Source organism: Microbacterium lacus, from assembly GCF_002812805.1.
Taxonomy (GTDB): domain Bacteria; phylum Actinomycetota; class Actinomycetes; order Actinomycetales; family Microbacteriaceae; genus Microbacterium; species Microbacterium lacus_A.
In genome coordinates, this window is record NZ_NMUM01000009.1 from 114,939 (window position 1) to 141,434 (window position 26,496).

26 protein-coding genes are annotated in these 26,496 nt (G+C 67.7%); 12 read left to right on the forward strand and 14 right to left on the reverse strand.

Annotated features, from left to right (window positions below; genetic code table 11):
- Nucleotides 1-78 precede the first annotated feature (78 nt).
- Nucleotides 79-1,071, reverse strand: a complete 993-nt coding sequence (locus CGU34_RS03735; RefSeq protein WP_100813284.1) for a DNA topoisomerase IB — start codon at nt 1,069-1,071, stop codon at nt 79-81.
- Nucleotides 1,072-1,438: 367 nt separating this feature from the next.
- Between CGU34_RS03735 and CGU34_RS17110 the strand changes: the two genes are divergently transcribed.
- Complete coding sequence (locus tag CGU34_RS17110; RefSeq protein ID WP_181003470.1) at nt 1,439-1,603, forward strand: hypothetical protein; 165 nt, start codon at nt 1,439-1,441, stop codon at nt 1,601-1,603.
- A 132-nt stretch (nt 1,604-1,735) separates the two neighbouring features.
- Here CGU34_RS17110 and CGU34_RS03740 read toward each other — a convergent pair whose 3' ends face one another.
- On the reverse strand, nt 1,736-2,503 hold the full coding sequence (locus CGU34_RS03740) for a MerR family transcriptional regulator (RefSeq protein WP_100813285.1): 768 nt from the start codon (nt 2,501-2,503) through the stop codon (nt 1,736-1,738).
- Between the two features lie 189 nt (nt 2,504-2,692).
- On the opposite strand from CGU34_RS03740, the gene CGU34_RS03745 reads away from it, so the two are divergent.
- Complete coding sequence (locus tag CGU34_RS03745; protein WP_100813286.1) at nt 2,693-3,568, forward strand: DUF4097 family beta strand repeat-containing protein; 876 nt, start codon at nt 2,693-2,695, stop codon at nt 3,566-3,568.
- Nucleotides 3,565-4,173 carry a PadR family transcriptional regulator gene (locus tag CGU34_RS03750; protein ID WP_100813287.1) on the forward strand — a complete coding sequence of 203 codons (609 nt, stop codon included), beginning with the start codon at nt 3,565-3,567 and terminating at the stop codon, nt 4,171-4,173. Before CGU34_RS03745 ends, CGU34_RS03750 begins: the two co-directional genes overlap by 4 nt.
- 75 nt (nt 4,174-4,248) lie before the next feature.
- Here CGU34_RS03750 and CGU34_RS03755 read toward each other — a convergent pair whose 3' ends face one another.
- Nucleotides 4,249-4,800 carry a universal stress protein gene (locus tag CGU34_RS03755; protein ID WP_036298115.1) on the reverse strand — a complete coding sequence of 184 codons (552 nt, stop codon included), beginning with the start codon at nt 4,798-4,800 and terminating at the stop codon, nt 4,249-4,251.
- Between the two features lie 148 nt (nt 4,801-4,948).
- Between CGU34_RS03755 and CGU34_RS03760 the strand changes: the two genes are divergently transcribed.
- The gene (locus tag CGU34_RS03760; protein WP_081766276.1) at nt 4,949-5,113 is read left to right on the forward strand and encodes a DUF3073 domain-containing protein; all 165 of its coding nucleotides are present in this window, start codon (nt 4,949-4,951) and stop codon (nt 5,111-5,113) included.
- Between the two features lie 152 nt (nt 5,114-5,265).
- Here CGU34_RS03760 and CGU34_RS03765 read toward each other — a convergent pair whose 3' ends face one another.
- The 4 genes from CGU34_RS03765 to purM form a co-directional block, all read right to left on the reverse strand.
- The gene (locus CGU34_RS03765) at nt 5,266-6,132 is read right to left on the reverse strand and encodes an ABC transporter permease (RefSeq protein ID WP_036298116.1); all 867 of its coding nucleotides are present in this window, start codon (nt 6,130-6,132) and stop codon (nt 5,266-5,268) included.
- Nucleotides 6,129-7,106, reverse strand: a complete 978-nt coding sequence (locus tag CGU34_RS03770; protein WP_036298118.1) for a daunorubicin resistance protein DrrA family ABC transporter ATP-binding protein — start codon at nt 7,104-7,106, stop codon at nt 6,129-6,131. The genes CGU34_RS03765 and CGU34_RS03770 overlap by 4 nt, the downstream gene beginning before the upstream one ends.
- Nucleotides 7,107-7,217: 111 nt before the next feature.
- Nucleotides 7,218-8,678: an amidophosphoribosyltransferase gene (gene purF / locus CGU34_RS03775; protein WP_036298120.1), complete on the reverse strand. Its 1,461-nt coding sequence runs from the start codon at nt 8,676-8,678 to the stop codon at nt 7,218-7,220.
- A 5-nt stretch (nt 8,679-8,683) separates the two neighbouring features.
- Entirely contained in the window at nt 8,684-9,826 is a 1,143-nt protein-coding gene (gene purM / locus CGU34_RS03780; RefSeq protein ID WP_198517673.1) for a phosphoribosylformylglycinamidine cyclo-ligase, read from the reverse strand.
- Nucleotides 9,827-9,923: 97 nt separating this feature from the next.
- Here purM and CGU34_RS03785 point away from each other — a divergent pair, with 97 nt between their 5' ends.
- Nucleotides 9,924-10,532 carry a zinc-binding alcohol dehydrogenase gene (locus tag CGU34_RS03785; protein WP_100813289.1) on the forward strand — a complete coding sequence of 203 codons (609 nt, stop codon included), beginning with the start codon at nt 9,924-9,926 and terminating at the stop codon, nt 10,530-10,532.
- 94 nt (nt 10,533-10,626) lie between these two features.
- On the opposite strand, the gene CGU34_RS03790 is transcribed toward CGU34_RS03785, so the two are convergent.
- Both CGU34_RS03790 and CGU34_RS03795 read right to left on the reverse strand, forming a co-directional pair.
- Nucleotides 10,627-10,926, reverse strand: a complete 300-nt coding sequence (locus CGU34_RS03790) for a potassium transporter Trk (RefSeq protein ID WP_100813290.1) — start codon at nt 10,924-10,926, stop codon at nt 10,627-10,629.
- A gap of 16 nt (nt 10,927-10,942) precedes the next feature.
- The gene (locus CGU34_RS03795; protein ID WP_157811211.1) at nt 10,943-14,512 is read right to left on the reverse strand and encodes an HtaA domain-containing protein; all 3,570 of its coding nucleotides are present in this window, start codon (nt 14,510-14,512) and stop codon (nt 10,943-10,945) included.
- A gap of 171 nt (nt 14,513-14,683) precedes the next feature.
- Here CGU34_RS03795 and CGU34_RS03800 point away from each other — a divergent pair, with 171 nt between their 5' ends.
- The 3 genes from CGU34_RS03800 (at nt 14,684) to CGU34_RS03810 (ending at nt 17,705) form a co-directional block, all read left to right on the forward strand.
- The gene (locus CGU34_RS03800) at nt 14,684-15,802 is read left to right on the forward strand and encodes a heme/hemin ABC transporter substrate-binding protein (protein ID WP_100813292.1); all 1,119 of its coding nucleotides are present in this window, start codon (nt 14,684-14,686) and stop codon (nt 15,800-15,802) included.
- A 101-nt stretch (nt 15,803-15,903) separates the two neighbouring features.
- Nucleotides 15,904-16,917, forward strand: coding sequence for a FecCD family ABC transporter permease (locus CGU34_RS03805; RefSeq protein ID WP_051513420.1), 1,014 nt, complete (start codon nt 15,904-15,906; stop codon nt 16,915-16,917).
- Nucleotides 16,914-17,705, forward strand: a complete 792-nt coding sequence (locus CGU34_RS03810; RefSeq protein WP_232711522.1) for a heme ABC transporter ATP-binding protein — start codon at nt 16,914-16,916, stop codon at nt 17,703-17,705. Before CGU34_RS03805 ends, CGU34_RS03810 begins: the two co-directional genes overlap by 4 nt.
- Before the next feature lie 13 nt (nt 17,706-17,718).
- On the opposite strand, the gene CGU34_RS03815 is transcribed toward CGU34_RS03810, so the two are convergent.
- Nucleotides 17,719-18,075, reverse strand: a complete 357-nt coding sequence (locus CGU34_RS03815) for a sterol carrier family protein (protein ID WP_100813293.1) — start codon at nt 18,073-18,075, stop codon at nt 17,719-17,721.
- A gap of 157 nt (nt 18,076-18,232) precedes the next feature.
- Between CGU34_RS03815 and purD the strand changes: the two genes are divergently transcribed.
- The 4 genes from purD (at nt 18,233) to CGU34_RS03835 (ending at nt 21,905) form a co-directional block, all read left to right on the forward strand.
- Nucleotides 18,233-19,504: a phosphoribosylamine--glycine ligase gene (gene purD / locus CGU34_RS03820; RefSeq protein WP_100813294.1), complete on the forward strand. Its 1,272-nt coding sequence runs from the start codon at nt 18,233-18,235 to the stop codon at nt 19,502-19,504.
- Nucleotides 19,505-19,568: 64 nt separating this feature from the next.
- Complete coding sequence (locus CGU34_RS03825) at nt 19,569-19,955, forward strand: hypothetical protein (RefSeq protein ID WP_100813295.1); 387 nt, start codon at nt 19,569-19,571, stop codon at nt 19,953-19,955.
- Between the two features lie 21 nt (nt 19,956-19,976).
- Entirely contained in the window at nt 19,977-20,903 is a 927-nt protein-coding gene (locus CGU34_RS03830) for a phosphoribosylaminoimidazolesuccinocarboxamide synthase (RefSeq protein WP_100813296.1), read from the forward strand.
- A 96-nt stretch (nt 20,904-20,999) separates the two neighbouring features.
- A complete protein-coding gene (locus CGU34_RS03835) occupies nt 21,000-21,905 on the forward strand; it encodes a VOC family protein (protein WP_100813325.1) in 906 nt (301 codons plus the stop codon).
- Between the two features lie 9 nt (nt 21,906-21,914).
- Here CGU34_RS03835 and CGU34_RS03840 read toward each other — a convergent pair whose 3' ends face one another.
- From CGU34_RS03840 to CGU34_RS03855, 4 genes are read right to left on the reverse strand one after another with little or no spacing between them, the layout of a single operon-like run.
- Nucleotides 21,915-22,958, reverse strand: coding sequence for a LacI family DNA-binding transcriptional regulator (locus CGU34_RS03840; protein WP_100813297.1), 1,044 nt, complete (start codon nt 22,956-22,958; stop codon nt 21,915-21,917).
- 21 nt (nt 22,959-22,979) lie between these two features.
- Nucleotides 22,980-24,437, reverse strand: a complete 1,458-nt coding sequence (locus CGU34_RS03845; RefSeq protein WP_100813326.1) for a GH1 family beta-glucosidase — start codon at nt 24,435-24,437, stop codon at nt 22,980-22,982.
- 34 nt (nt 24,438-24,471) lie between these two features.
- Complete coding sequence (locus CGU34_RS03850) at nt 24,472-25,389, reverse strand: carbohydrate ABC transporter permease (RefSeq protein WP_036297191.1); 918 nt, start codon at nt 25,387-25,389, stop codon at nt 24,472-24,474.
- Nucleotides 25,386-26,417 carry a carbohydrate ABC transporter permease gene (locus tag CGU34_RS03855; RefSeq protein ID WP_100813298.1) on the reverse strand — a complete coding sequence of 344 codons (1,032 nt, stop codon included), beginning with the start codon at nt 26,415-26,417 and terminating at the stop codon, nt 25,386-25,388. The genes CGU34_RS03850 and CGU34_RS03855 overlap by 4 nt, the downstream gene beginning before the upstream one ends.
- Nucleotides 26,418-26,496: the final 79 nt, after the last annotated feature.

The window sequence follows — 26,496 nt, forward strand, 5'->3', positions numbered from 1 at the left end:
AAGTGGCGGACACCGAGCGGGAGTCCGGAGATCGATACGCGAACGTATCGAGATCAGTATCTCATCCGCCGCGGGCACCTAGCCGGTGAGCAGCTCCCGAATGGCCGTCTCTGGTGCCACCTGCAGATCCAGCAGACGACCCTTCTCATACGCGCGGAAAACACGCGGATCGATATAGCTTCCGCGTGCGACCGCGGGGGTGTTGCCCAGCGCCTCCGCCGTCGCCCGAACCGCGAGCTGCTCGGCACGTTTCCGGTCGGTTTTCGTGTCGACCGGACCGATCCGCGCAAGTGCCTCGGCGGCCAGGATCGTTCCGCGGAGCGTGCGGAAATCCTTGGCTGTGAACGATCCCCCGGTCAGGGCACGCACGTGGGCGTTGACGTCGCGCGGGGAGAGCGCGATTCGCCGTCTTCCCTGCGCGTACGCCAGCAATGGTGACCGCGGCCGTCCGACGTTGAGCTCGCTGATGACCGCCGCGAGATCGGCGTCGTCCACGTCGATGAGGGCCTGCTTGCCACTCTTGGCGGGAAACGACAGCGTGACGACAGTGCCCTCGACCGTCGCATCCTTTCGGATCAGTGTGGTGAGCCCCCTGCTGCCGTTCGCCTTCATGTAGCGGGCGGAACCCACCCGGGGAGCCGCCTGGTCGAGCAGCCGGAAGGCCGCACCGAGCACGCGCTCACGATCGAGCGCATCGCGTCGCAGGGCCGTCGTCACGCGAGCCCTCGCCCGCGGAATGACCTCTGCCAGTTGCAGAGCCCGCGCGAACTTGCCGCGATCCCGCGTGGAGCTCCAGGCCGGGTGGTAGAGGTACTGCCGCCGACCCGCATCGTCCGTGCCGACGGCTTGGATGTGTCCGCGCCCGTCGCGGGCGATCCACACCTCACGCCACGCGGGCGGTATGACGAGGGCTTCTATGCGCTCGATGTCGCGCGCATTGGCGGGCCTGCCCCGATGATCGGCGTAGCGAAATCCGGAACCGGAGCGGATGCGTCGCAGTCCTGGGTCATGAAGCGGTTGCACACGCACGAGCCGACGCGCATCGGCGCTTGCCGCTCGTCCTATCGCCATCGACCCGCACTCCCCACCCGCCGATCGCAACGCGCGACCCTGATCGTGATCGAGGCGGTCGAAACCGCTCCATCGGAAACATAGCCGTTACGGGCACACGAACACGGGGACTTGACACGGGGACCTGACACGAGGTCTCGTCGCCGCGTCCATGCCGAGACATGGCATGTGCGCGCCGCATTCCGCGGCGGATCCGTCTCCCCGCCTCGCGATATCACCGTTCGTGAGGACTCGTCAAGCCCCTCACACGCCGCTCGACTTACCCCTAACGTCTCTTCACAGTGCCACCCGCACGTCGTCCGCATGCGTCCGCCGATTCAAGTATCCGGCGCACGTCCGATCGGACAAAACACTAAGGAGTATCACCATGAACCTCGCAGCCCTCATCATCATCATCATCGCGGTCGTCCTCGCCATCACGGGCGGCATCTGGTCTGCAGCCAACTGGCTGATCTGGGTCGCCATCGTGCTCGCCGTGATCGCGCTGATCATGTTCCTGCTCCGACTCATCACGGGTCGCAGCAAGGTCTAGAAATGTCCGGCCGCGCGCGTTTCGGGTGCGTGCGTCGGCCTTCCCCCGCGGATGCCGCGGTCTAGCTTTCGTGCTGGACCGCGGCATCCGTTTTTTCGTGCCCGGATCCTTCTTCCGAATCCGGCCTGCCCGCTAGAATTCCCGATCCGCGTACGCGTGCAACGCGTCGCGAACGAACTCCGCGCCGACATTGCCACCCGCGGACGTGGCGTAGTTCGCGCCGAACCGCGGATCCGCGACGTACATGTCACCGAGACCCGTGACGTATGCCCGCAGCGCGTCACCGGACGGAGTGCCCGGCATCCCCGTGAGCCACTCGACGTGACGTCGGGCGAGTGCGAGCGCCGCCGGGGATGTCGCATCGATACCCCTTTCGGCGGTATCGACCCAATCGCGCGCCAGATCCGCTGCGCGCTGCTTCCAGACTTCCTTCTGATTGGCCGTCATCCCGCGCCACCAGGCGTCGCTGCGGGCGTATGCGTCCGAGCCCCAGCGAGCCTCGACTTCATCACGATAGGCGGTGTGGTCGAAACCATCGAACATCGTGTCCATCGTCATTTCTTCACCTCCCCTCAATGCCGTGATCGTGTTCTCGACGGCCGTGATCTGGCGCGTCAAGCGCTCGCGCTCCCGACGCAGAGCCTGGAGATGCTCCTCGAGTACGTCGGCCGAATCGGTGTCGGCAGACTCGTCGAGCACGCGAGCTATGCGGGGCAGCCCGACACCGAGTCCCCGCAACAGCAGGATCCGCTGCAACCGCAGGAGCGCCGCACTGTCATAGAGGCGCTGCCCGCCCGCGGCGACACCCACCGGCCTGAGCAGCCCGACGGCGTCGTAGTGGCGCAGAGTCCGACTGGTGACACCCGTGCTGCGCGCCACCTCTTGGATGTTCCACTCCATGGCTCCTCCTCTTTCACCCTCAAATGCTCGTTCTCGGACGTGCGCGGCTACGCCCAACGTTAGAAGTTGACGCAACGTCAATGTCAAGTCACGTCCGCATCGCGATTCTCGGCCACTAGGCAGACACGATATATCGTGTTATTCTCCAAACTCACGATATATCGTGTCTTCGAGCGCAAGGAGCGTGCCATGACATTGGAAAAGTGGATCGTCCACCCCGGCGAATCGCGCGTGATCGACATCGAGTCCGTCAGCAAACTCAAGGTCGGTCTCGTCGGTGGCCAGATCGACGTGATCGCGCATGACGAACCCGGCATCCGGATCGAGGTCCACGCGGTCACCATCAAGGACCTACGCATCGAGGCGACCGGTGACACGATCGAGATCGATCACCCGCAGCTGCGATGGGACAACTTCCTCGAGGTCTTCCGCAACTTCGGCGCGGGCGGCCCCAAGGCCGAGATCAGTGTCGCCGTGCCGCGCGCGATCGCGCTCAACTTGGGCGTCGTTTCTGCGAGCGCCCTCGTTGCCGGACTTCAGAGCGACGTGCGTCTCAACACCGTTTCGGGCGATATCATCGTCGACGGGCTCACGGGCGACCTGCAGGTCAACGCCGTTTCGGGTGACGTGCAGGCCCACGAACTCGTGGGCGCTCTGAGCGCCAACAGCGTGTCGGGCGATGTGGCGGCAACCGGCACGATCCGGAAGGCCACCGTCGACACTGTGTCGGGCAGCGTCATGCTGGATACCACCGGACCCATCCATCAGATCGGCCTGAACACCGTCAACGGCAACGCCACGGTGCGCCTCGATCAATCCCTCGCGGCGAACTATGTCGCGCGCAGCGTGAGCGGCCGCGTGCAGGTCGACGGCGTCGTGCGGTCCGGCTCCGGTCCGACCAATTACACCGGCTCAACGGGTGAGCTGAGCGGGTCGTTCGCAGACATCCGCACCAACACGGTGTCGGGCGACGTAACCGTTCTCCGCCGGTCGGTCAGCGAAACCGCTCCGGCCGTCGATGAGGCCGCCGCGGACCACGATGTCGATGTCGAGGACGCACGATGAGTCCCGTCTTCTCGCATGGCGACCTGCGGCTGTATCTCCTCAACCTGCTCGACGAGGCTCCGCGCCACGGTTACGACATCATCCAGGCACTGTCCGACCGCACCGGCGGCACATACACACCGAGCGCCGGCACGGTCTATCCGCGCCTCGCGAAGCTCGAAGAGGAAGGCCTCGTCACCAAGAGCATCGATGGCCGCAAAACGGTCTACGAGATCACGGCGGCGGGACGCGCCGAGGTCGCATCGCGTGCGGGCGATCTCGAGGGTATCGAGGCGGGGCTGGCCGACTCGGTCCGCCTGATCGCCGACGAGGTGCGCGGCAGCGTTCGCGAGGCGATGAAGAGCCTGCGAGCAGACCTTGCCGCCTCGGCCCGAGAAGAACGCGACTCGGATGCACCGCCCTCCCCTGCCGATGACTCGCGCGGACGCAGCCGCGAACAGCTCCACCGGGCCGACGCGATCGTGAACGACTTCCGCGGGCGCCTCCGCGCAGAGCTGCGGACGCACGTGGCGCGCGGTCGTCTGCTCGAGACGGGCGTGATCGACGACCTCGCGGCGTCCCTCGAGAGCGCCCTGAAGGACCTACGATCGGCGCTCGGCCGCTGACCCGTTCGGAGCGATCGGGGCCCGACGGCTCACCGGTCGAATGAGAATGGGGCGGTTCTCGGAGCCGCCCCATTCTCACTCCTGGGGCCAGAGGTCCTCGTCGTCCGCCGCTGCCGTGCCGAGCGGCACGACCAGGACCGGGCGATGCTGACGATGAGCCAAGCGCGCGGCTACCGACCCGGTGAAGAACTCGCGGATCGATTCGCCGATACCGCGGTCGCGTGTGCCCACGACGAGAAGTTTGGCGTCGAGACGCTCGGCGAAGTTCTTCAGGGCGATAGCGGGATCACCGACGAGCTGACGCAACTCCCACGCGACACCCTTCGCGTCGAGCGCGTCGTGCGCGGCCTGCCTCACGGCATCGAGCTCGGCCGTTCCCGGCGTGATGTCGATATCGATCGGGGCGGAGTGCACGTAGCCATCCGGGTCTTCGTACGTCACGAAGCGCGTCATGTCGACGTGCACGATCACCAGCGGAGCGTGCATGAGACGGGCAAAGTGCGCACCCTCGCGCAGCACCCGAGCGGATTGGCCGGGCACCGCGGCGACAATGACCGCGCCGTGAAGCGGAGCGTCGCGCTCCCCGTCGCTGTCACCGTTCGAGGAATTCGGGTTGATGGCGGTCATCGCTGCTCCCTCACGGTGGCGGCGCCCCCGGCTTGCCCGTGTGCGCCCGTGCTATTCTGAATGCTACTCTTACCGGCCTCGAGCCGGTCTCGTGAATGCATCGGGCACCTCAGACATGCCCGCAGCTCTAGTCGTGAGGGGGTCTCGCATGGGTCGTGGCCGTCAGAAGGCGAAACACACCAAGATCGCTCGCGAGCTCAAGTCTTACAGCCCGTCGGTCAACTACACCGCGCTCGAACGCGAGCTCGGGCACACGAACGACGACCTGTACGTCGACAAGTGGGCGGACGAGTACGAGGACGAGAAGGCCTAGCCCTTCGTTCTCATCCTGCGTGCGTGCACAACGTCGCAGATTCCAGCGGACGACCACTGGCGGACCGCGAAAACCAGAGCAATCCGGCCTGACCGAAGCCGGGTCGGCGACGGTGTGCCCGGCGCCCCGGATCGGCGGGACGTCGCGCGCGGTCAGCGATTGAGCGACGCGAACTTTCGGACCGACAGCGGCACGAAGACGATGAGCATGACCGCTGCGAATGCGACCACGTAGAGCACCGGGTGCTGCAACGGCCACGCATCCGCTGTCTCCGATCCCTCCGGCACGTTGCCGAACAGCACGCGTGCCGCCTGTACGAGCGCGGATACGGGGTTCCATTCCGCAAAGACGCGGAGCGGGCCCGGCAGGTTCTCGCTCGGGACGAACGCGTTCGAGATGAACGTGAGCGGAAAGAGAATGAGGAAAGACGCGTTGTTGATGATCTCGGGGCTGCGGACCGAGAGCCCGAGGAAGCTCATCACCCACGAGAACGCGTACGAGAACAGGATGAGCAGGCCGACCCCTGCGAGGAAGCTGACGACCGACGACTCGACACGCCAGCCGACCAGCAGACCGGTCAGCATCATCACGATCAGCGACAGCACGTTGATCACGAGGTCGCCGACCGTGCGTCCGATGAGCACCGCCGCTCCGTTCATCGGGAGCGTCCGGAATCGGTCGATGATGCCGTCCTTCAGGTCCTGCGCCATCGCTGATCCGGAGTAGGTCGAGCCGAAAACGATCGTCTGCGCGAAGATGCCCGCCATCAGGAACGACGTGTAGCTCTCGCCCGGGATGTCGATCGACGAGCCGAAAACGAACGTGAACAGCAGCACGAACATGATCGGCTGGATCAGGGTGAACACCAGGATGTCGGGGACGCGCACGATCTTCTTGATGTTGCGCCACGTCGCGACGTAGCCGTCGGAGAAGAAGCGGCTGAGCGCCGTGCCGGGGATGGGCTGAAGCGAGCCGCCCGAGACCGGCGTGGTGCCGCGTGCCGTTTCGGAGGTCGTCATGCTGCCGTCTCCTCGGTTTTGGTGCCTTCGGCGGCGTGTCCGGTGAGCTGGAGGAACACGTCGTCGAGGGTCGGGCGTCGCATTCCCGCGTCGTGGAGTTCGATGCCGGCCGAGGCGACATCGGCCATGATCCTGCCGAGGGCATCCGCCCCGTCCGCAACGGGAACGACGAGGGTGCGCCCACCATCGGACACCACCGAGCCGGTCCCGTAGCGCTGCAGGACCTGCTCGACCGCGGGCGCATCCGCTTCCTGCACGAAACTGATCGCCACCCGCTGTCCCCCGACCGACGACTTGAGCTGGTCGGCCGTGCCTTCGGCGATGACCCGACCGGTGTCGATGATCGAGATGGAATCGGCGAGCCGGTCCGCCTCTTCCAGGTACTGGGTCGTCAGCAACACCGTCGTTCCGCCGGCGACGAGCGACTCGATCACGTCCCACAGCGCGAGCCTGCTCCGCGGGTCGAGTCCGGTCGTCGGTTCATCCAGAAACAACACGGGCGGATTGATCACGAGCGCGCCGGCCAGGTCGATCCGCCGCCTCATGCCGCCCGAGAATCCTTTGACGGGACGATTCTGGGCATCGACCAGGTCGAACAGTTCGATGAGTTCGCGCGCCCGCTGTGACGCTCGCTTGCGACCGAGGTGATAGAGCAGCCCGACCATCAGCAGGTTCTCGAAGCCGGTGAGATTCTCGTCGACCGCCGCGTACTGTCCGCTGGCCCCGCTCATTCGGCGGACGCCCTGCGGGTCGGCGAGGACGTCGATGCCGTTGATGCGCGCGGCACCCGAGTCCGGTCGGATCAGGGTTGTCAGGACCTTGACGGTGGTCGTCTTGCCCGCTCCGTTGGGTCCGAGCAGCGCAGTGACCGTGCCCTCGGGCACTGTGAGGTTCAAGCCGTCGAGTGCCCGTACCTCGGGGGCACCCTTCGGCTGGTACGTCTTGACGAGATCACTCGCCTCGATGAACGCCATGCGCGCGAGCGTACTCCGGGACGCCGACATCGAGGTAGCCGCGGTGTTTCGACTTCGCGAAGACCGGCACTGAGCAGGGAAACGAGTCGAAGTGTCGCGGGCGACCGGCGGTCAGGAGGTCTGTGAACCCTCGACCCACGCCAGGTACTCGTCCGACACCGTGCCCGTGACGTAGCGGCCATCGAAGCAGCTCATGTCGAGGTCGGTGACATCGGACCCCTCGAGGATCGCCGCCTTCAGGTCGTCGACCTCCTGGTACACGAGGTAATCGCAACCGAGTTCTTCGGCGATCTCGGGAATCGTCCGTCCGTGCGCGACGAGTTCCTGACGCGACGGCATGTTGATGCCATAGACGTGCGGGTACCGGACGGGCGGGGCGGCGGAGGCGAACGTGACCGTTTTGGCCCCGGCATCCCGTGCCATCTGGATGATCTGCTGGCTTGTCGTACCGCGCACGATCGAGTCGTCGATCAGCAGCACGTTCTTGCCCTTGAATTCGCTCGACATGGCGTTGAGCTTCTGCCGCACGCTCTTCCGGCGCACAGCCTGTCCCGGCATGATGAACGTCCGCCCGACGTAGCGGTTCTTGTAGAAGCCCTCGCGGTACTCGATGCCGAGTTTGCGGGCGACCTGCATGGCGGCGGGGCGCGACGAATCGGGGATCGGCATGACGACGTCGATCGTCCCGGTCGGGGTGTACTTGGCGATCGTGTCGGCGAGGCGATCGCCCATGCGCAACCGCGCCTCGTACACGGAGATGCCATTCATGATCGAGTCGGGACGAGCGAGGTAGACGTACTCGAACGAGCACGGAGCCAGCTGTGTGTCCGCCGCGCACTGACGCGTGTGCAGATGCCCCTCGAGGTCGATGAAGACGGCCTCGCCCGGCATGACGTCGCGGACGACGTCGTAGTCGCCGTTCTCGAGGACGAGGGACTCGGAGGCGACCATCCATTCGTAGCCGCCGGCCTCCGTCTTGCGCGTGCCGAGAATCAGGGGACGGATGCCGAAGGGATCACGGAACGCGAGCAGCCCGTGACCCGCGATCAGCGCGATCGTGGCGTACGACCCCTCGACGCGTTCGTGCACGCGAGAGACGGCCTGGAAGATCTGGTCGGGGTCGAGGTCGAGCCCCGAGATCGACGCCTGCAGCTCGTTCGCCAGAACGTTGACCAGCAGCTCGGTGTCGGAGCTGGTGTTGAGGTGGCGACGATCCTTCGAGAACAGCTCTTCCGTAAGCTCGCGCGTGTTCGTCAGGTTGCCGTTGTGCACCAGGACGATGCCATATGGGGCGTTGACATAGAAGGGCTGTGCCTCTTCTTCGTTGCCCGCAGTGCCCTTCGTCGCGTAGCGCACGTGACCGAGCCCGATCGTGCCGAGCAGGGCACGCATATCGCGAGTACGAAAGGCCTCTCGCACCTGTCCGCGCGCCTTCGCAATGTGGAAGATGCCGTTCGGCTCTGCGGTGGCGATGCCCGTCGAGTCCTGGCCGCGGTGCTGAAGAAGCAGCAGGGAGTCATAGATGTCCTGGTTGACCGACCCCTGGCCGACCATTCCGACGATGCCGCACATGGGGTTTAGTTCGCTCCATCCGCGTAGGAACCGACGAGCCGAACGGCGCCGCCGTCGACCCCCTTCGCTCCCTGTTCGAAATCTCCCTCGGGCAGCGCGTCGTCGCGCACAACACCCACGGGCCAGGCCGCGATACCGTCGCGACCGAGAGCCGCGATCGCGGCGTCGGCCTGATCGGCGGCGACGACCGCGAGGAATCCGATGCCCAGGTTCCAGGTGCCCTCGGTCTGCTCGAGCGAGATGCGACCCGCGTCGGCGAGCACGCGGAAGACGGGCGGCGGCGACCAGGTGGCACGGTCGACATCAACCCAGGTTCCCTGCGGAAGCACCCGCGCGAGGTTGGCCGCGATGCCACCACCCGTGACGTGACTGAGCGCGTGGACACCAGCGCCGGGGCGCAGCTCGTCGACGAGGCGCAGGAGGGGACTCGTGTAGAGGCGGGTCGGCTCGAGGAGCGCTTCGCCCCAGGATGTCGCGGATCCGGATGTCCCGACCGTGAGTTCGTCGGCACGGTCGGTGTAGGCGATCCCGCGATCCGTGATGATGCGGCGGACGAGCGAGAAACCATTCGAGTGCAGTCCACTCGACGCCAGGGCCAGCACGACGTCGCCCGCGACGATGCGCTCGTGCCCGAGGACGTCCGCCGCCTCGACGACGCCCGTCGCCGCGCCCGCGATGTCGTAGTCGTCGTCGGCCAGCAGACCCGGGTGCTCGGCGGTCTCGCCACCCACGAGCGCCGTGCCCGTTTCGGCGCAACCGCGAGCGATGCCCGCGACGATATCGGCGATGCGGGTCGGCACCACCTTGCCGCACGCGATGTAGTCGGTCATGAAAAGCGGGCGAGCCCCCACCACCACGATGTCGTCGACGACCATACCCACGAGGTCGATGCCGACCGTGTCGTGCTTGTCGATGGCCCGGGCGATCGCGATCTTGGTGCCCACACCATCCGTGCTCGTCGCGAGAAGCGGGTGATCGAAGTCGCGAAGGGCCCGCGCGTCGAACAGACCCGCGAAGCCGCCGACGCCCCCGAGGACTTCGGGACCGTGCGTTGCGCGCACCGCGGACTTCATAAGTTCTACGGCGAGGTCGCCTGCCGCGGTGTCTACTCCGGCGGCGGCGTATGGATTGAGCGAGGCTGAGGCCACCCGCACAGCCTACCGGCCCGTCCGGGGCGCCGGATTCGGTCGACCGGACCGGCAGCAGCGGTCGATGGGCGGAGGGGCTGCGACCTACAATGACGGCATGCCCAGCGCCGCAGGTCCGGAGTGGGTGATCCGCGAGGATGCGAACGTCGCGGTCATCCTGGCACTTGCGCTGCGCCAGCTCGTAGGAGTTCGCTGGCCGGACGAGCTGCCGCCCCTGCGCGGACTGCCCTCGAACGACATCGAACGCGACGAGGAGGAGCAGTCTCGACTCGAGCGACAGTGGCGCGAATACTGGGCGATGACCGTCGAGCCGCAGGCTCACCCCGCTTCGGGCCCCCTCGACCTGGTCGACGGGTTTGAAACCTACGTTGCACTCCCCGTCGACGGGTTCGACGACCTGCGGGCGGCGATCGCGCCCCACACGAGTGCCGTCGACTTCGCTCGCGCGGCACACGAGCGTCATGCCGGCGACGCGCTCGGACGGTCGGGCGTTTCGTACCGCGCCTACGCGGGCGCCATCGCCCAGCACGAACGCGAGGTCGGGCGGCGCGCACATGCTTTCGAGCTCAACGTGCAGGTTCTTCCGCTCACCCAACGCGGGGTCTGGTGGATCGGGTCGCTCACGATCGCCGTGACAGACGGACTGCGCAGCGACGTCGTCGCTTTCGACGCCGCGATCCACCCGATCATCGCCGAACTCGCGTAGGAGCGAGTCACTTCGACAAGCTCAGTGACCGGACGACGTCCACGCTCCCTGAGCCTGTCGAAGGGAGCACCGGAACCTCAGAACGGCAGAGAGATCAGTCGACGACGGTCTCGTGATCGAAGCTGAGCGTGCGCGCCCGGCGGCGCGAGGCGCGATCGAACAGCAACGCGGCGACGCCCCCGACGACCAGACCGACGGCGACGCCGATCAGGGCGAGGAATCCGAAGACCTGCGTGCCCGAGTACGTGACCTCGGTCAGGGGACTCGTGGCTTCTCCGCCGTTCACGAAGGTAAGGATGAGGGCAACCAAGACCCCGAGTAGCGCACCCACCGTCAGGAAGACGCCGTACTTGGGCGCCCGGCGCACACGCCCCTCGACGATTTCGTTGCTCACCCCTCCATTGTCGCACCTACACGGACGGTCCGGCCTGGTCGTGGGCGACAGCCTCGGCCGAGGCCGCGTCCGCCGCGCGACGGCGACGAACGACGATCGTGACGGCGAGGGCGACGATCAGCGCCAGCCCGATACCCCCGGCGATCCAGGGCCAGACGGGCAGCGGATCCGTGGTCGCCGTTGCATCGGTCTCGGGTGCGGCGAGCGGCTCGTCCTCGTCGATCGGTGCGGCAGCGGCCGCCACACCACAGTCTGCCGCCAGGGGGATCTCGAGGGTCAACGGGTCGAGCTGCTCACCCTCGGGGTAGCTCCCGAAAGCCGTCGCTCCGGCGGCGGTCAGCGTGACCGCGACACCGTCGAGCACGATCGAGTCGGCCCCCACGGCATCCGTCGGCACTGCATCTTCAGGCACGTCGAACTCGGCGAACCGCACGTCGGTCATCGCGATCGGCTCACCCGACTGGGTCGTACCCGTGATGTCGAAGACGACGTAGCCGACGTCACCCGCGAACTCGATCCGCGCGGCGGTGAGAGACGTGTCGAGCGCCCCGTCGTGGCCCGTGAAGCGGATTGTGCCCCCGAAATCGACGACACCCGTGACGGCGCCGGATCCTGTCCCGGATTCGGTGTCGAGCGATCCCGAGCCGCCCGTCCAGACGAAGTCGGGGTACTCGTAGGCGACGCCGTCGAGCTCCCACCCGCCAGCCGCGATGCCCTCGATGTAGGTGCGGAACGACTCCTTGAATCCCCATCGCATCGAAGCGCCCTCGACCACGCACGCGCCCAGGGCCTGGGCCCGCGCCAACGTGAACGAGACACCGCGCGACACCGAACCCTGGAAGGTCAGGGTGTGCTCGCCGTCAGCAAGGGTCGCGGGGAGGGAACCAGTCCAGGTCGCGACACCGGATGCATCCGCTACAAGATCCGTCGCCAAGACCGTCGGCGTCGAGTAGACGACGACCGCGATGTCGGTCTCGCCCGGGGTGAACCCGTCGGCCTGAACCGTGACGGATGCGCCGGACGAGAGGGCGGCGAGGGTGTCGGTCGCACGCACGATGCCGGTGGTCGCCGGAGGCGTCGCCGGGATGGTGCGTGCGACCGACGCGTTCGCGGCACTCGCCGTGGCGACCGTGCCCGTCGAACCCGACGGCGCCGCGGCCTCCACGCCGATCGTGAACGTGACCGGGTCGAGGGTGGTGTATTCGCCCCGGAAGAGAGCGCTCCCTGCCGACGTCAGCGAGACAGCCGCGTTCGTGAACGTCACTGCCGAACCCGAGACGCTGCGGGCCGCGGTGCCGACCGCGACATTGCCGAGGTGCAGATGGGTGCCGCCGCTCGTGACCCACAGCTGTGCCGAAGCGGGCGATGCGAACCGGAACTCGGGGTTCGCGAGCGAGACATCGAGGAGGCCGCCGTGGCCTGAGAAGCGCACAGCACCCGTGTAGGACACGTTTCCGAGTCCGGTCGCCGGGTCGTAGGTCGAGCCGGCCGCCTGGCCGAACTGGAACAGACCAGCCGAGCGAGTCGCGCCGCCCGAGACGGTGATGCTGCCGTTCGCGATGCCCGTGATGTAGGAGGCGAACCTCGCCGAGACACCCCAGCTGAGCGATCCGCCCGCGACCGGCGCGGCCGGGGTGACCGGGTCGACGGGCGTCGACGGAACTTCGGGCTCTTCGGGAACCTCGGGCGCCGTGCCCGGGAACAGGATGTCCCACTGCGACGGGCTGATCGAGACATCCGCTCGTGCGTAGATCGTGTCGTCGGTCGGAGTGGTGTGGCCGCGCCAGACGATGACCTCGTACTGCTTCGTGCGGTCGAGCTTCTCGGTCGGGGCGACGATCGTCTTGTCGAAGGCGCCCCCCGCGATCGCGCCCGGTGTCATCCAATAGCCGAACGCGACGTACCCGCCGCTGCCGCTGACGGAAGACTCCCTGCCCTTCTCGATCACGGCTGCGTACGCGCCCGTGATGTCGGCGAAGTTCGAGCCGATCACACGAATCGAAGCGCCGTCGGCCTGAGACACATCGGGAACGGTCGCGTCGATCGAGGGCGGCGGCGTGAGCGTCACGGGAACGCTCAGCTCTTGCTCGGCGTTCGTCACGCCGCCTGCCGCGTAGGTGTAGACCCCGTACCGGCCGCCCTCGGGTGGGGTCGCGGACTCGGTGACCGTGACGGTCGTGCGGAACGAGCCATCCGCAGCGATCGGTGCCCACTGGGAGCGGATTGCGGACTGATATGGGGACGGCACCTGTTCGAGCACACTCTCGGCGAGCGCCCACTTCTGCGAGGTCGCCTTGCGCGTCGCACTCGAAGCACCCGCGGACGGCCGCCATTCCTCCGCGAAGCTGCCGAAGACGACGTAGGTGCCCTGCGGCAGGGTGTTGGGGATCGGCACGCCACGGCCGCCGACGTTCGCGGTCGGGTCGTATCCGGCACCCTCGACGACGAGGGTGTCGCCGAACTCCACGGTGTTCTCGCCCAGGGGCGTCACGCCGTCTTCGAGGTACACCGACAGGGACGGTGCCGGCATCACATCGACGAGAACCTCGCGCTCCTGGGCCGCGTTGTTCACGCCACCCGCACCGTAGGTGTAGACGCCGTAGCGGCCGCCGTCGACGAGGGCGCTCGGCGCGGTGACGGTGAGGGTCGTTTCGAACGAACCATCCGATTCGATGGGCGTCCACTGCCCGCGGATCGCGGCCTGGTAGTTGCTCGGCACCTGGTTCAGAACCTCTTCGGCGAGCGCCCACTTCTGCGATCCGACCTTGCGGGTGCTACTCGCCGCGCCCTGCGAGGGCTGCCACGATTCGGCGAAATGCCCGAACACGACATAGGTCCCCTGCGGCAGGGTGTTCGGGATCGGCACTCCACGGCCGCCGACGTTCGCGGTCGGGTCGTACCCCGTGCCGCGCACGACGAGGGTGTCGCCGGCACGGACGACAGCTTCAGAGACCGGCGTCACGCCATCCGCGAGGAAGACAGAGAGTTCGGGAGCGGATGCCGGGGGTTCCGTGGGCTCGGTGGTCGGCTCCGTCGTGGGCTCGGTCGTGGGCTCCATTGTCGGCTCTGTGGTGGGCTCGGTCGTCGGCTCCGGGTCCGGCTCCGCGGGCGGGAAGACCGCATCCCACTGCGTCGAGGTGATCGCGATATCGCTGCGCGCATAGATCGTTCCCGAGTTGGCAGCCGAATGGACCTGCCAGATCAGCACCTCGTACGCCTGGGTGCGATCGAGCAAACCCGGTGCCGCGGTCAGGGCGAAGGACGTCGCTCCGTCGACGATGGAGGGAAACGGCATCGCGAACGCCGCGTAGCCGCCCGAGCCGCTGATCTGCGACTCGGTGCCCTTCACGATGAGTGCCGCGTAGGCCTGGGTGGCCGAGCCGAGTCCGGATGCCTCGACGGACACCGTCAGTCCGGATCCTTCGGAGGCCGACGTCACCGACCCCGAGATCACCGCGCCCGAGATCGTCGCGCCGTCGAGGGCGCGTGCGGGCACGGCTCCGACCACGCCGGCGGCGACCAATATCAGGGCCAAGACGGCGGCGAGGATGCTGCGAACGGGGGTGATCGAGGGTGCTGCGGTCACGATGATGGGTCTCCGAAAGACACGCATAGCGGCGCTCGGTCGCACGCGAACGAGATCGCCGGGGATGCCGGATGGTCGGGATGCATGAGGTTAGGCTTGGCTAACTCGCATGCCTTTCCGACGGTAGGGCATGACCTCGGGATTCGTCAACATTTAGGTTAGCCTGTCCTAATGCGACGCGCTCTCACCCTCGTCCTCGTCGCCGCGATGTGCGTCCTCTCGGGCTGCGCCGTGGCCGGAGCCGAGGCATCCGACACCTGCGTGCACGCCGACGCTCCCCTCGCATCGCTCGATCTCGTCGAGGACGTGCGGGCGTCGACGGGCGGCTCGACCGCCTGCCTGTCGACCCATGGTGTCACCCCGATCGACGACGACACCGCACCCGAACTTCCGGTCTCCGTCACGGACGCCGAGGGTCGCGAGGTCGAGATCACCGACATCGGGCGGATCCTGCCGATCGATATCTCGGGCACGATCGCGGCCACCGTCTTCGGCCTCGGGCTGGGCGAGAATGTCGTCGGACGCGACCTGTCGACGACGTTCGCCGGGACCGAGGATCTGCCCGTCGTCACCCAGAGCGGGCACACCCTGAATGCCGAGGCGATCCTCGAGCTGGCGCCCACCGTCGTGCTCACCGACACCTCCATCGGCCCCAAAGAGGTGCGACAGCAGCTGCGCGAGGCGGGCATCCCCATGGTGGTCGTCTCGTCGGAGCGCCGGGTCGACACCGTCGATGACCTGGTGAACGAGATCGCCGTCGCTCTCGGCGTGCCCTCGCGTGGCGCGACCCTCGTCGACCGCCTCGACACCGAGGTCGAGGACGCGCGTGCGGAGATCGCGGAGATCACCCCGACCGACCCCGCCGACAAGGCACGGATGCTGTTTCTCTACGTCCGAGGCAACGCGAACGTGTACTACATCTTCGGCCGCGACTCGGGGGCCGATTCGCTGATCGAGGCGGTCGGCGGCGTCGACGTCGCCTCCGAGATCGGCTGGGAGGGCATGAAGCCCATGACGGCCGAGGCACTGGTCGCCGCACAGCCCGACGTGCTCGTGATGATGACGGACGGACTCGCCTCGGTCGACGGTATCGACGGCCTCCTCGAGCGCATCCCGGCACTCGCGCAGACCCCCGCAGGCCAGCACCGCCGTGTCGTGGACATGGCCGACACTGAAATCCTCAGCTTCGGCCCACGCAGCGCCCAGATCATCCGCGCCCTCGCTCGCGCCCTCTACGCGCCCGCAGACTCGCCCGCGTCCGCAGACTCGACCCCGAGCTCCACGCCGTGAAGAACGGGGCCGCGAGCGTGGAATCTTCGAACGCGGAGTCTTCGAGCGCGGAGGTGGTGTTCCCAACGCCCGCGCGCAACCGCCGCCCGCGGTTCGTGATCATGACGCTCTGCCTCGCCGTCGCACTGATCGTGACCGTCGTCTTCTCGCTGGGTGCCGGTCAGTACGCCATCTCGCCCACCGAGGTGATCGGAATCCTGCTCCGCGCGGTCGGGATCGACAACGCGTGGGCGCCGGATGCTCCGACCGCAACCGGGGTGCTGCTCGAGATCCGACTTCCCCGCATCGTCATGGGCCTGCTCGTCGGCGCCGCGCTCGCGGTCTCGGGAGTCCTCATGCAGGCCATCTTCGGCAATCCGCTGGCCGACGCGGCGGTCGTCGGGGTTTCGTCGGGGGCAGCCCTCGGTGCCGCCGCGAGCCTGACGTTCGGACTCACCATGTTCGGGCTGTGGACGACCCCCGCATGGGCGTTCGGGGGCGGGTTGGTCGCGGTGTTCTCGGTCTACCTGATCAGCCGTTCGGGCGGCCGCACCGAAGTGGTCACGCTGCTGCTGACGGGTATCGCCATCAACGCGATCGCCGGCGCGGGGCTGGCATTCCTGACGTTCATCGGCACGACCTCCACCCGCGAGCAGATCGTCTTCTGGCAGCTGGGGAGCCTGAACGGGGCGCTCTGGCAGAACATCGCGCTCATCGTTCCCCTGATCGCGGTCGGCATCACCGTCGGCGCGCTCGTCGCCCGGCGCCTCGACCTCTTCGCCCTCGGCGAGCGCACCGCCCGCCACCTGGGCGTGCACGTCGAGCTGCTGCGCATCGGGGTCATCATCACCGTTGCCCTGCTGGTCTGCGCCGCCGTCGCCTTCGCGGGGATCATCGGCTTCGTCGGCCTGGTCATTCCGCACCTCATGCGCATGGCGATCGGCCCGGCCCATCTGCCCCTCGTGATCACGAGTGCGCTCGGCGGCGCGCTCCTCCTCGCCCTCGCCGACCTCGTCGCGCGCACCGCGGTGCCCCTCGCAGACCTGCCGATCGGCATGATCACCTCACTCGTCGGGGGACCGTTCTTCCTGTGGTTGCTGGTGCGGACGCGCAAGCGGGCCGGGGGATGGGGATGACGGGCACCACGGACGCTCCGCGGATCGAGGCATCCGCGGTTCGCGTGATGCCGGATGCCTCGCAGCGTCCCATCCTCGACGACGCGACGATCGAGGTCCGGGCGGGCGAGGTCCATGCCCTGGTCGGGCCGAACGGTGCGGGCAAGTCGACATTGTTCGGGGTCCTTGCCGGCGATGTGGCGCCCGCCGCAGGCACCGTTCGTCTCGACGGAGTGGAGCTACGGGGCCACCGACCGCGTGAGCTCGCTCGCCTTCGCGCCGTCCTGTTGCAACAGAACGCCGTGAGTTTTCCGTTCTCGGTCACCGAGGTCGTGCGGATGGGTCGGGCGCCCTGGGCCCGGACGCCCCAGGAAGAGGACGACGACGCCCGCGTGGCGGAGGCCATGCGCGCGACCGAAATCACAGACCTCGCCGGCCGCACCGTCACCTCCCTCTCGGGTGGCGAACGGGCACGCGTCGCGCTGGCGCGCGTACTCGCGCAGGGAACGGGCATCCTGCTGCTCGACGAGCCGACCGCGGCGCTCGACCTGAAACACCAGGAAGACGTGCTGCGGGTCGTGCGCGACCGGGCTCGCGAGGGGGACGCGGTCGCGATCGTGCTGCACGACCTGAACGCCGCGCTCGCGCTTGCCGACCGTGTGACGCTCCTCGACGGCGGGCGCGTGGTCGCCACGGGCGCGGCGGCCGAGGTTCTCACGGCGGACCGGATCGCCACGGTCTATCGACAGTCGGTGGATGTGTTCCCGCATCCGATCACCGGGGTACCGCTGGTCGTTCCGCGTCGCTGAGGGCCCGCGAAGATCAGGGGTTGAGGGGCAGCAGGTTCGCGAGGTCCGCTCGGCTGCCGGACGCGTGGACCCGGCCGGAGGCCACCGCGTCGGGCCACGTCTCGGCTCCGGTCGCGAGGGCGATCCAGGTCGTGGCATCCGTCTCCACCACATTCGGGGGCGTACCCCGCGTGTGCCGCGGACCCTGCACGACCTGCACCGCACCGAACGGCGGGATCCGCACCTCCACCGTGTTGCCCGGCGCCTTCTCGGTCAGCAGCTGCAACAGGTAGCGAACGGCGGTGGCGAGATCGGGGCGGGCGGGGGTTTCGGCGTCACGCACGGCGGCGAGCGCGGCTCGGCCGACCTCCGTGGTGATGGCGCGCGGCATGTCTCCACCGTAACCCGTTCGGAATTCAGTCCCTCGGATGCGCCGATCCGAGCCGGCCCCCGAAAACACGGGCCTTCGCACCGGTTCCCCTCACGGCGAGACTGAATACCGAACACGCGCACCTGTCGTCGAGGACGGGGCTGGATAGGCTGGTGAGGTGCGTATCCTCGTCCTCGGTTCCGGTGCCCGCGAGCACGCCATCATCCTGTCGCTGCAGTCCGAGGGGGCGGGGCATGAGATCTTCGCAGCTCCCGGCAACGCCGGCATCGCCCGCGACGCCACGATCGTCGCCCTCGATTCCGTGGATCCCGGCGCCGTCACCGACTTCGCCAACGACGAGGCGATCGACCTGGTCGTGATCGGCCCCGAGGCTCCCCTCGTCGCGGGCGTCGCCGACGCGCTGCGCGAGCGTGGTATCCCCGTTTTCGGCCCCGGCAGGGCTGCGGCGCAGCTCGAGGGCTCGAAGGCCTTCGCCAAGCGCGTCATGGAGGCCGCGGGTGTTCCCACCGGTCGAGCCCTGCACGCGCGGACGCCGGACGAGGTGGGTCACGCCCTCGACACCTTCGGCGCACCGTATGTCGTGAAGGCCGACGGCCTCGCGGCGGGCAAGGGCGTGCTGGTCACGGACGACCGGGCAGCCGCGCTCGCGCACGCCGAGTCGTACCTCTCGCAGGGCGCCGTGCTGGTCGAAGAGCACCTCTCGGGCCCCGAGGTCTCACTGTTCTTCATCTCGGACGGCGACACCGTGCGCGCGCTCAGCCCCGCACAGGACTACAAGCGCGCGCTCGATGGAGACAAGGGCCCGAACACCGGCGGCATGGGCGCGTACTCGCCACTCCCCTGGCTGACCGAGCGGTTCGGGGGCGAGGCCGAGTTCGTCGAGCTCATCACGCGCGAAGTCGCCCTCCCGGTCGTCAAGCATCTGGATGCCGAGGGCACCCCCTTCATCGGGCTCCTCTACGCCGGGCTCATCGTGACCGACGGCGGTGTGCGCGTGATCGAATTCAACGCGCGCTTCGGCGACCCCGAGACCCAGGTCGTGCTGCCCCGACTTGTGAGCCCCCTGTCCGAGCTGCTGATGGCCGCCGCCTCGGGCACGCTCGAGGACGTCGCCCAGCCGGCCTTCGCCGAGGCGGTTGCGATCACGGTCGTCGTCGCCAGCGAAGGCTACCCGGCGGCACCCGTGACCGGGCGGCCCGTCGGGGACTTGGATGCCGCGGCATCCGTCCCCGGTGTGCACCTGGCCCACGCCGCCACGGCAAACGACGGCGGCGGTCTCGTAGCCACCGGGGGCCGCGTCGTCGATGTCGTCGCTCTCGGCACGACTTTCGCCGAGGCCCGCAAGCGCGCCTACGAGGCCGTCGACCTGATCGCGCTCGAGGGGTCGCAGCACCGCACCGACATCGCCGCCGGGGTCATCGAGCGCTGAGCCCGGACCCCTCGACAGCGTGCCCCGAGCCCGCTACCGTGGCCGTCGAGACGAGGGGGTGCTTGTGGTCGACACCGAGCGGGCCCGGCTCCGGGAGCAGGCCCACGAGATCTTCGACCCGATCGCGGAGCGCTTCCTGTCGCGCGACGGGGTCGACATCGGCCGCATGTTCGCCGGCGAGGGCCTGCGGATCCGCGGGAAGATCTTCGCATTTGTCGGCCTCGACGGGGACATCATGATCAAGGTTCCCGCACCGCGCACCGCCGAACTGATCGAGGCGGGTGATGCTGAACGCGTCGTGATGCGTGGCAGCCCGATGCGGGAGTGGGTGACGGTTCCCGCATCGCGGTCGGAGCGATGGGGTCAGCTCATGGAAGAGGCCTACGTCTTCGTCGACGAGATCACGCCCGGCGGAGGCGACGCATCGACGTCGGAGGACGGCGCGAGATGACGGCCACGGGATAATGGTCGCGTGACCCCCACCTCTGATCTTCCCGGCTGGCGCCATGTCTACTCCGGAAAGGTGCGGGACCTGTACGTCCCCGCGGACACTCCGGATGGCGTCAGCGCGGAACGGATGCTGGTCGTCGCATCCGATCGCGTCAGTGCCTTCGACCACGTCCTGTCGCCCGGGATTCCCGACAAGGGTGAGCTACTCACGACGCTGAGCCTGTGGTGGTTCGACCTGCTCGAGGGAGGCGATGGCGGACCGGCGGTTCCGAACCATCTCGCCCCCGATTCGGCGCTGTCGGACGACGACGAGCCCGTGCGTCTCGTCCCGGCCGAGGTGGCCGGCCGCGCCATGCTCGTACGTCGCCTCGACATGCTGCCGATCGAGTGTGTCGTGCGCGGGTACCTGACGGGCTCCGGATGGGCCGAGTACCAGGCCGCGGGAACGGTCTGCGGCATCCCGCTGCCCGCGGGGCTGGAGAACGGCGACCGCCTGCCCGAACCGATCTTCACACCCGCGTTCAAGGCTGAGCTCGGCGAGCACGACGAGAACATCAGCTTCGAGCGGACGGTCGAGCTGGTCGGCGAGCACGCCGCGCATGCCCTACGCGATGCATCACTCGCGATCTACGAGCGGGCCGCACGCCGCGCCGCCCAGCACGGGCTGATCCTCGCCGACACCAAGTTCGAGTTCGGCACCGACGACCAGGGGGTTCTGCGGCTGGCCGACGAGGTGCTGACGAGCGACTCGTCCCGCTACTGGGATGCCGAGGCGTGGGCACGTGGCGGCACCCCCGACGAGCGGATGGCGAGCTTCGACAAGCAGATCGTGCGCGACTGGCTCGCGGCCCACTGGGACCGCACGGGCCAACCGCCGGAGCTGCCCGACGAGATCGTCGTGCGCACCGCGGACCGGTACCGCGAACTGCTCTCGCGACTGACTCGCTGACCGGCGGGACTGACCGGCTGCCGGGCGCCCTGACCGGCGGACGGAGCCCCGCTGCGCCAGGGAATGACGCGCTCGGCGCAACGGTTGTACGTGCGCATGGATGAACTGCGGTCGGCATCACTCGGAAAGTCGGCGACGGTCGACAAGATCGCGAACGACACATCGATGGGCGCGGTGACGCTCCTCGTCGGGGACCTCGACGCGATGACCCGGTACTACCGAGACGTGGTCACTCTCGAGGTGATCACCTCCGAGGGCCGGACCGTGACCCTCGGTCGAGCCGGCCTGCCGATCATCGTGCTCCAGTACGAGCCGACCCTGCGGCACGCGGCGCCGGGATCCGCAGGGCTGTACCACACGGCCATCCTGTTCGAGACGCAGACCGCGCTGGCGGCGGCGCTCTACTCCGTCGCTCGGCACGCACCCGGTACGTTCACGGGATCCGCGGATCACCTGGTCAGCCAGGCCTTCTACTTCACCGACCCCGAAAGCAACGGTGTCGAACTGTACTGGGATCGCAACCGCACCGAATGGTCGTGGACGCACGGACAGATCGAAATGGGGACCCTCTCCCTCGACCCGAACGCGTTCCTCGGCGAGCACCTCACCGAGGCAGCGGCGGAGGGCGCGACCGCACGGGACGCGGCATCCGTCGGTCACGTACATCTGTCGGTCGGCGACGTCGAGACGGCGCAGCGGTTCTACGTCGACCGTTTGGGATTCGACACCACGATTCGGATGGGCGACCAGGCTCTCTTCGTGAGCGCAGGCGGCTACCACCACCACATGGCGATGAACGTGTGGGGCTCGCGCGGCGCCGGCCGCCGTGGGCCCGCCCTCGGCCTCGGCCGCATCGATCTGGCCCTGCCCGACACGGATGCCCTGGGTGAGCTGTCCGAGCGTCTCACCCATTACGGCACACCGCTGCGCGACGACGGCCGCTCGGTCAGCTTCGAAGACCCCTGGGCGAACCAGCTGACGGCGAGCGTTCCCCTCGCCTGAGCGGGAAGGTCAGCCCTCGGCGGCGCGTGTCGACACGGAATCGCGGATGACGAGCTCCGTGTTGAGCATCGTGACCCGCGGCGGATCCCGGTCGGCGAGCAGGTCGAGGAGCACGTCCGCCATCCGCTCGCCCTGCGTGAACGACGGCTGACGCATCGTCGTGAGGTGCGGCGAAACGGTCGTCGCGACCGGGGAGTCGTCGAAACCGACGATCGCGATGTCGTGCGGAACCCGAATGCCTGCCCGGTTCAAGACGGCGAGCGCACCACGCGCCATCAGGTCGCTCGCGATGAACAGCGCGTCGGGACGCTCGGGAGCCTCGAGGATGCGTTCCATCGCTCGGGCGCCGCCGTCCGCCGTGAAGTTTCCGTCCTCGACGGGCCCCGGTTTGAGACCGGCGGCGTCGAGCGCCTGACGGAACCCCTCCAGCCGGTCGACGCCGGCGGGCATGGTCAGGGGACCCGCGATCATGGCGATCCGGCGGTAACCGCGACCGATCAAGAACTCGGTGACCTCTTGGCCGCCGCGCACATTGTCGACGTCGACGTAATAGTCCCGTTCGCGTGCACGCACGGGACGACCGCCGAACACCACGGGAACGGCGGCCGCGATGCGGTCGATGAACGTGTCGCTCGTGTGGTGCGACACGATGATCGCTCCGTCGACGCTGCCGCTGCGGAGGTAGCTGGTGGTCTTGTCGCCGGGGTCGTCGCTGGCGATGAACAGGTTGAGCACGTAGTCGGACTTGTTGACGCGCGCGTTGATGCCCGAGACGATGGCGGCGAAGAACGGGTCCCCGAAGAAGCGCGTCGTCTCTTCCGGCACGACCAGCGCGATCGCGTGGGTCTGCCGGGTCGCCAAAGATCGTGCGGCACGGTTGGGCACGTAATTCAGGGCCGAGATCGCGCGGTTGACGGCTTCGAGCGCTGCCGGGCTGACGGATGTCGACCCGTTCACCACCCGAGAGACCGTGGATCGCGAGACGCCGGCCGCCGCCGCGACCTCCTCGATCGTCGCGGTTCCCTGCGAAGAGCGAGTCCCGATGTCGACCATGTCGTGCCCTCCTGCGCGGACCTACTCGACCGCGTCGGCTAGCTCCGCACTGTCATCGAGCGTCCGCTTCGCGATGATCCGAGAGTACTCCCGGCCGCTGTCCTTGATCGACCGCACCTGAGTCTCATAGTCGACGCGTACGATACCGAAACGCTTCTCATAGCCCCAGGCCCACTCGTAGTTGTCGAGCAACGACCAGTAGAAGTATCCGCGCACATCGACGCCCGCCTCGATCGCGTCGAGCGTCGCGCCCAGATGAGCGCGCACGAACGAGACGCGTTCGTCGTCGTGCACCCGAACCACGCCGTCCTCGTCTACAGCTTCGTCGTTGTAGGCGGCGCCGTTTTCGGTCACGAAGAGCGAGGTGCCGGATGGTTCGGCGTACTCCTCCCAGACGCGCACGAGCAGGCGCGTCAAACCCTCCGGCTGCACCTCCCAGTTCATCGGCGTGCGCGGCAGCCCGCGCTCGTGCCAGTGGATGTCCTCAGAGGACGGGAAGGGCGATGCGCTCCGTCGGTCCGTCGGGGCATCGCCCGGCGTCGGCGGAACCTTGGGTGGCCGGCCCCCGACGAACTCTCCGTGGTAGTAGTTCACGCCGAGCGTGTCGACGGGGGTGGAGATCGTCTCGAGATCGCCGGGCAAGATCGCCGCCCGCAAGGCCGCATCGGCGATCTCGTCGAAGATGTCCGCCGGGTAGGCGCCCCGGAAGATCGGATCGAGGAACCACCGGTTGAACTGGCCGTCGATCCTTCGTGCGGCGTCGAGGTCTGCCGGGTCGGCGGGGTCGACGGGATCGGCCACCGTGAGGTTCAGCGTGATGCCCAGGTTGAGGGACGCATCCCGCGCCCGCAGCTCGCGCACGGTCTGGCCGTGACCGAGCAGCAGATGATGCGCCGCCAGCATGCCCTCGGACTTGCTGTAGTGACCCGGCGCATGGATACCCGCCGTGTAGCTGAGGAACGACGAGCACCATGGTTCGTTCAGCGTGGTCCAGACGTTGACACGATCGCCGAGGGCGTCGTGCATGTCGAGCGCATACTCGGTGAATCGATCGGCCGTGTCGCGGTTGGTCCATCCACCCTGCTCCTGCAGCGCCTGCGGCAGGTCCCAGTGGTAGAGGGTCAGCCACGGCAGGATGTCGGCGTCCAAGAGCTCGTCGACCAAGCGCTTGTAGAAGTCCACTCCCTCGAGGTTCAGCGCACCACCGTCGGGACGCACGCGCGACCACGATGTCGAGAAGCGGTACGTCTGCAACCCCATCGACTTCATCAGCGCGACATCGTCGCGGTACAGGTGATAGTGATCGCACGCGACGTCGCCGTTATCGGCGTTGATCACGGCGCCGGGGACCCGCGCGAACGCATCCCAGATCGAGTCGCGGCGGCCACCCTCGTGTGCCGCACCTTCGATCTGATACGCCGCGGTCGCCGCCCCGAACAGGAAGTTCGAGGGGAACGGACGCTCAGCAGTTTCGGTCATGAGAGTGGGGGCCTTTCTGATGACGGTGCTCATGTTAGCCCTTCACTGCTCCGGCCATGATGCCGCTGACGAGTTGCTTGCCGGCGAAGGCGAACAGCAGGATCAGCGGGATCGTTGCGAGCAGGACGCCCGCCAGAACGATGGAATAGTCGACGAAGTAGTTGGACTGCAGGAGCGACAGCGCGACGGGAAGCGTCGGGCTCTGCCGGTCCAGCACGATGAACGGCCAGAAGAAGTTGTTCCAGGCACCGACGAAGGTGAACAGGAAGAGCATCGCGGCGGCCGGGCGGGCAGCGACCACCCCGATCGTCCAGAACGTGCGGAGCATGGATGCTCCGTCCACACGCGCCGCTTCGATCAGTTCGTCCGGGACCGCCTGGTTGAGGTACTGCGTCATCCAGAACACCCCGAAAGCGCTCGTCAGGGCGGGAATGATGACCGCGCCGATGTTGCCCGTCCAACCGAGGTCCGCGAACAGGATGTAGAGCGGCACGACGCCGAGCTGCATCGGCACGGCCATCGTGGCGACGACGAACGCGAGCAACCACTTTCCGCCCCGGAAGCGCAGCTTGGCGAACGCCCAGCCCGCCAGCGTCGAGAACACGACGACGGATGCCGCGATCACGGTCGAGCTGAAGATCGAGTTCCAGAGCGCCAGCCAGAAGTTGACGGCAGGGTCTCCGACCACCGCCAGCGCATTGGCGATGAAGTTCCCGCCGGGGATCCACGACATGTTCGGATCGTTGATGGTGGAGGAGTCCCCCGAACCGATCAGGAACGACCAGTAGAAAGGGAAGACCGCCGAGACGAAGACCACGCCAAGACCGATGTAGACCCAGACCCCGGCGCGGACGCCGCGGATCTTCTGCACGCGCTCGTTCCGGCGACGGGTCCGCGCGTTCGGGATCCCCTCTTCCACGATGGCGAGCGGTGGTGTGCTGACCGAAGTCATCGCTGCGTTCCTTTCCGGCGTCGGCGGGGTGCGACCACGCCGCGGCCGCCCTCCCCGCGCACGAGGCGACGGGTGATGAACAGGTTGATCAAGCCGATGAGCAGGATGATCGCGAACAGAATCCACGCGAGCGCGGCCGCCCTGCCGAAGTTGAACTCGCCCCAGCCGATGTTGTAGAGGTACAGCGTGATCGTCAACCACTGCTGAGCGGCACCGCCCTGGCCCGTGTTGTCGAACATGCGCGGCTCGTCGAAGATCTGCAGGCCGCCGATCGTCGAGGTGATGATCACGAAGATCAGGGTCGGGCGGAGCGAGGGAAGCGTGATGCTGATGAACTGGCGGAACGCGTTGGCGCCGTCCACGGTCGCTGCCTCGTAGTACTCGCGCGGCACAGCCTGCATCGCGGCGAGCAAGATGAGCGCGTTGTAGCCCGTCCATCGGAAGTTGACCATGGTCGCGATCGCGATGTGGCTCCAGAACGGATCCTTGTGCCACGGGATCGCGTCGAGACCGATGCTGGTCAGGATGTTGTTCACGAGGCCGTAGTTGTCGCCGAACATGTTGCTGAAGATCAGCGCAACCGCGACCGGTGCCATCACGAACGGCAGCAGAACGCTCATCCGCCAGAACGTCTTGGCGCGGATGTTGCGGTCGAGCATCGCGGCGATGAACAACGCCAGGATCAGCTGCGGCACGGACGAGAGCAAGAAGATGCTGAACGTGTTGCGCAGCGCGGTCCAGAACTTCGGATCGTTCAAGATCCAGATGTATTGCTCCAGGCCGACGAAGGCCCCGGAATTGCGGACCAGGTCCCACTCCTGCAGCGAGATGACCGCCGTGAACGCGATCGGGAACAGGCCGACGATCGCGAACAGGATGAAGAACGGAGAGATGTAGATGTAGGGCGAGAACTTCAGGTCCCACCGGCTTAGCCGGTTCCTGAAAGACAGGACTGGTCGCGGGCGCCCGGCGGGCGGCGGGGACGAGTCCTCGGATGAGATGCGGGGGCGAGCTTCGGTCGCGGTCACGGGGGGCTCCGTATCGGTGAGGTCGAGAGCGGTCAGGGGGTGGGGCGAGCTATTTGGTCAGCGCGCCCCAACCCCTTCC

Coding starts and splice junctions, on each gene's coding strand:
- CGU34_RS03750 (WP_100813287.1), top strand. CDS start 3,565: ATGAGTCCCGTCTTCTCGCATGGCGACCTGCGGCTGTATCTCCTCAAC.
- purF (WP_036298120.1), bottom strand. CDS start 8,678: ATGTGCGGCATCGTCGGAATGGTCGGCCAGGGGTCGGTCAACCAGGAC.
- CGU34_RS03805 (WP_051513420.1), top strand. CDS start 15,904: ATGACGCTCTGCCTCGCCGTCGCACTGATCGTGACCGTCGTCTTCTCG.
- CGU34_RS03740 (WP_100813285.1), bottom strand. CDS start 2,503: ATGGAGTGGAACATCCAAGAGGTGGCGCGCAGCACGGGTGTCACCAGT.
- CGU34_RS03785 (WP_100813289.1), top strand. CDS start 9,924: ATGCCCAGCGCCGCAGGTCCGGAGTGGGTGATCCGCGAGGATGCGAAC.
- CGU34_RS03850 (WP_036297191.1), bottom strand. CDS start 25,389: ATGACTTCGGTCAGCACACCACCGCTCGCCATCGTGGAAGAGGGGATC.
- CGU34_RS03845 (WP_100813326.1), bottom strand. CDS start 24,437: ATGACCGAAACTGCTGAGCGTCCGTTCCCCTCGAACTTCCTGTTCGGG.
- CGU34_RS03835 (WP_100813325.1), top strand. CDS start 21,000: ATGGATGAACTGCGGTCGGCATCACTCGGAAAGTCGGCGACGGTCGAC.
- CGU34_RS03735 (WP_100813284.1), bottom strand. CDS start 1,071: ATGGCGATAGGACGAGCGGCAAGCGCCGATGCGCGTCGGCTCGTGCGT.
- CGU34_RS03755 (WP_036298115.1), bottom strand. CDS start 4,800: ATGACCGCCATCAACCCGAATTCCTCGAACGGTGACAGCGACGGGGAG.
- CGU34_RS03810 (WP_232711522.1), top strand. CDS start 16,914: ATGACGGGCACCACGGACGCTCCGCGGATCGAGGCATCCGCGGTTCGC.
- CGU34_RS03800 (WP_100813292.1), top strand. CDS start 14,684: ATGCGACGCGCTCTCACCCTCGTCCTCGTCGCCGCGATGTGCGTCCTC.
- CGU34_RS17110 (WP_181003470.1), top strand. CDS start 1,439: ATGAACCTCGCAGCCCTCATCATCATCATCATCGCGGTCGTCCTCGCC.
- CGU34_RS03770 (WP_036298118.1), bottom strand. CDS start 7,106: ATGGCGTTCATCGAGGCGAGTGATCTCGTCAAGACGTACCAGCCGAAG.
- CGU34_RS03760 (WP_081766276.1), top strand. CDS start 4,949: ATGGGTCGTGGCCGTCAGAAGGCGAAACACACCAAGATCGCTCGCGAG.
- CGU34_RS03815 (WP_100813293.1), bottom strand. CDS start 18,075: ATGCCGCGCGCCATCACCACGGAGGTCGGCCGAGCCGCGCTCGCCGCC.
- CGU34_RS03840 (WP_100813297.1), bottom strand. CDS start 22,958: ATGGTCGACATCGGGACTCGCTCTTCGCAGGGAACCGCGACGATCGAG.
- CGU34_RS03765 (WP_036298116.1), bottom strand. CDS start 6,132: ATGACGACCTCCGAAACGGCACGCGGCACCACGCCGGTCTCGGGCGGC.
- CGU34_RS03745 (WP_100813286.1), top strand. CDS start 2,693: ATGACATTGGAAAAGTGGATCGTCCACCCCGGCGAATCGCGCGTGATC.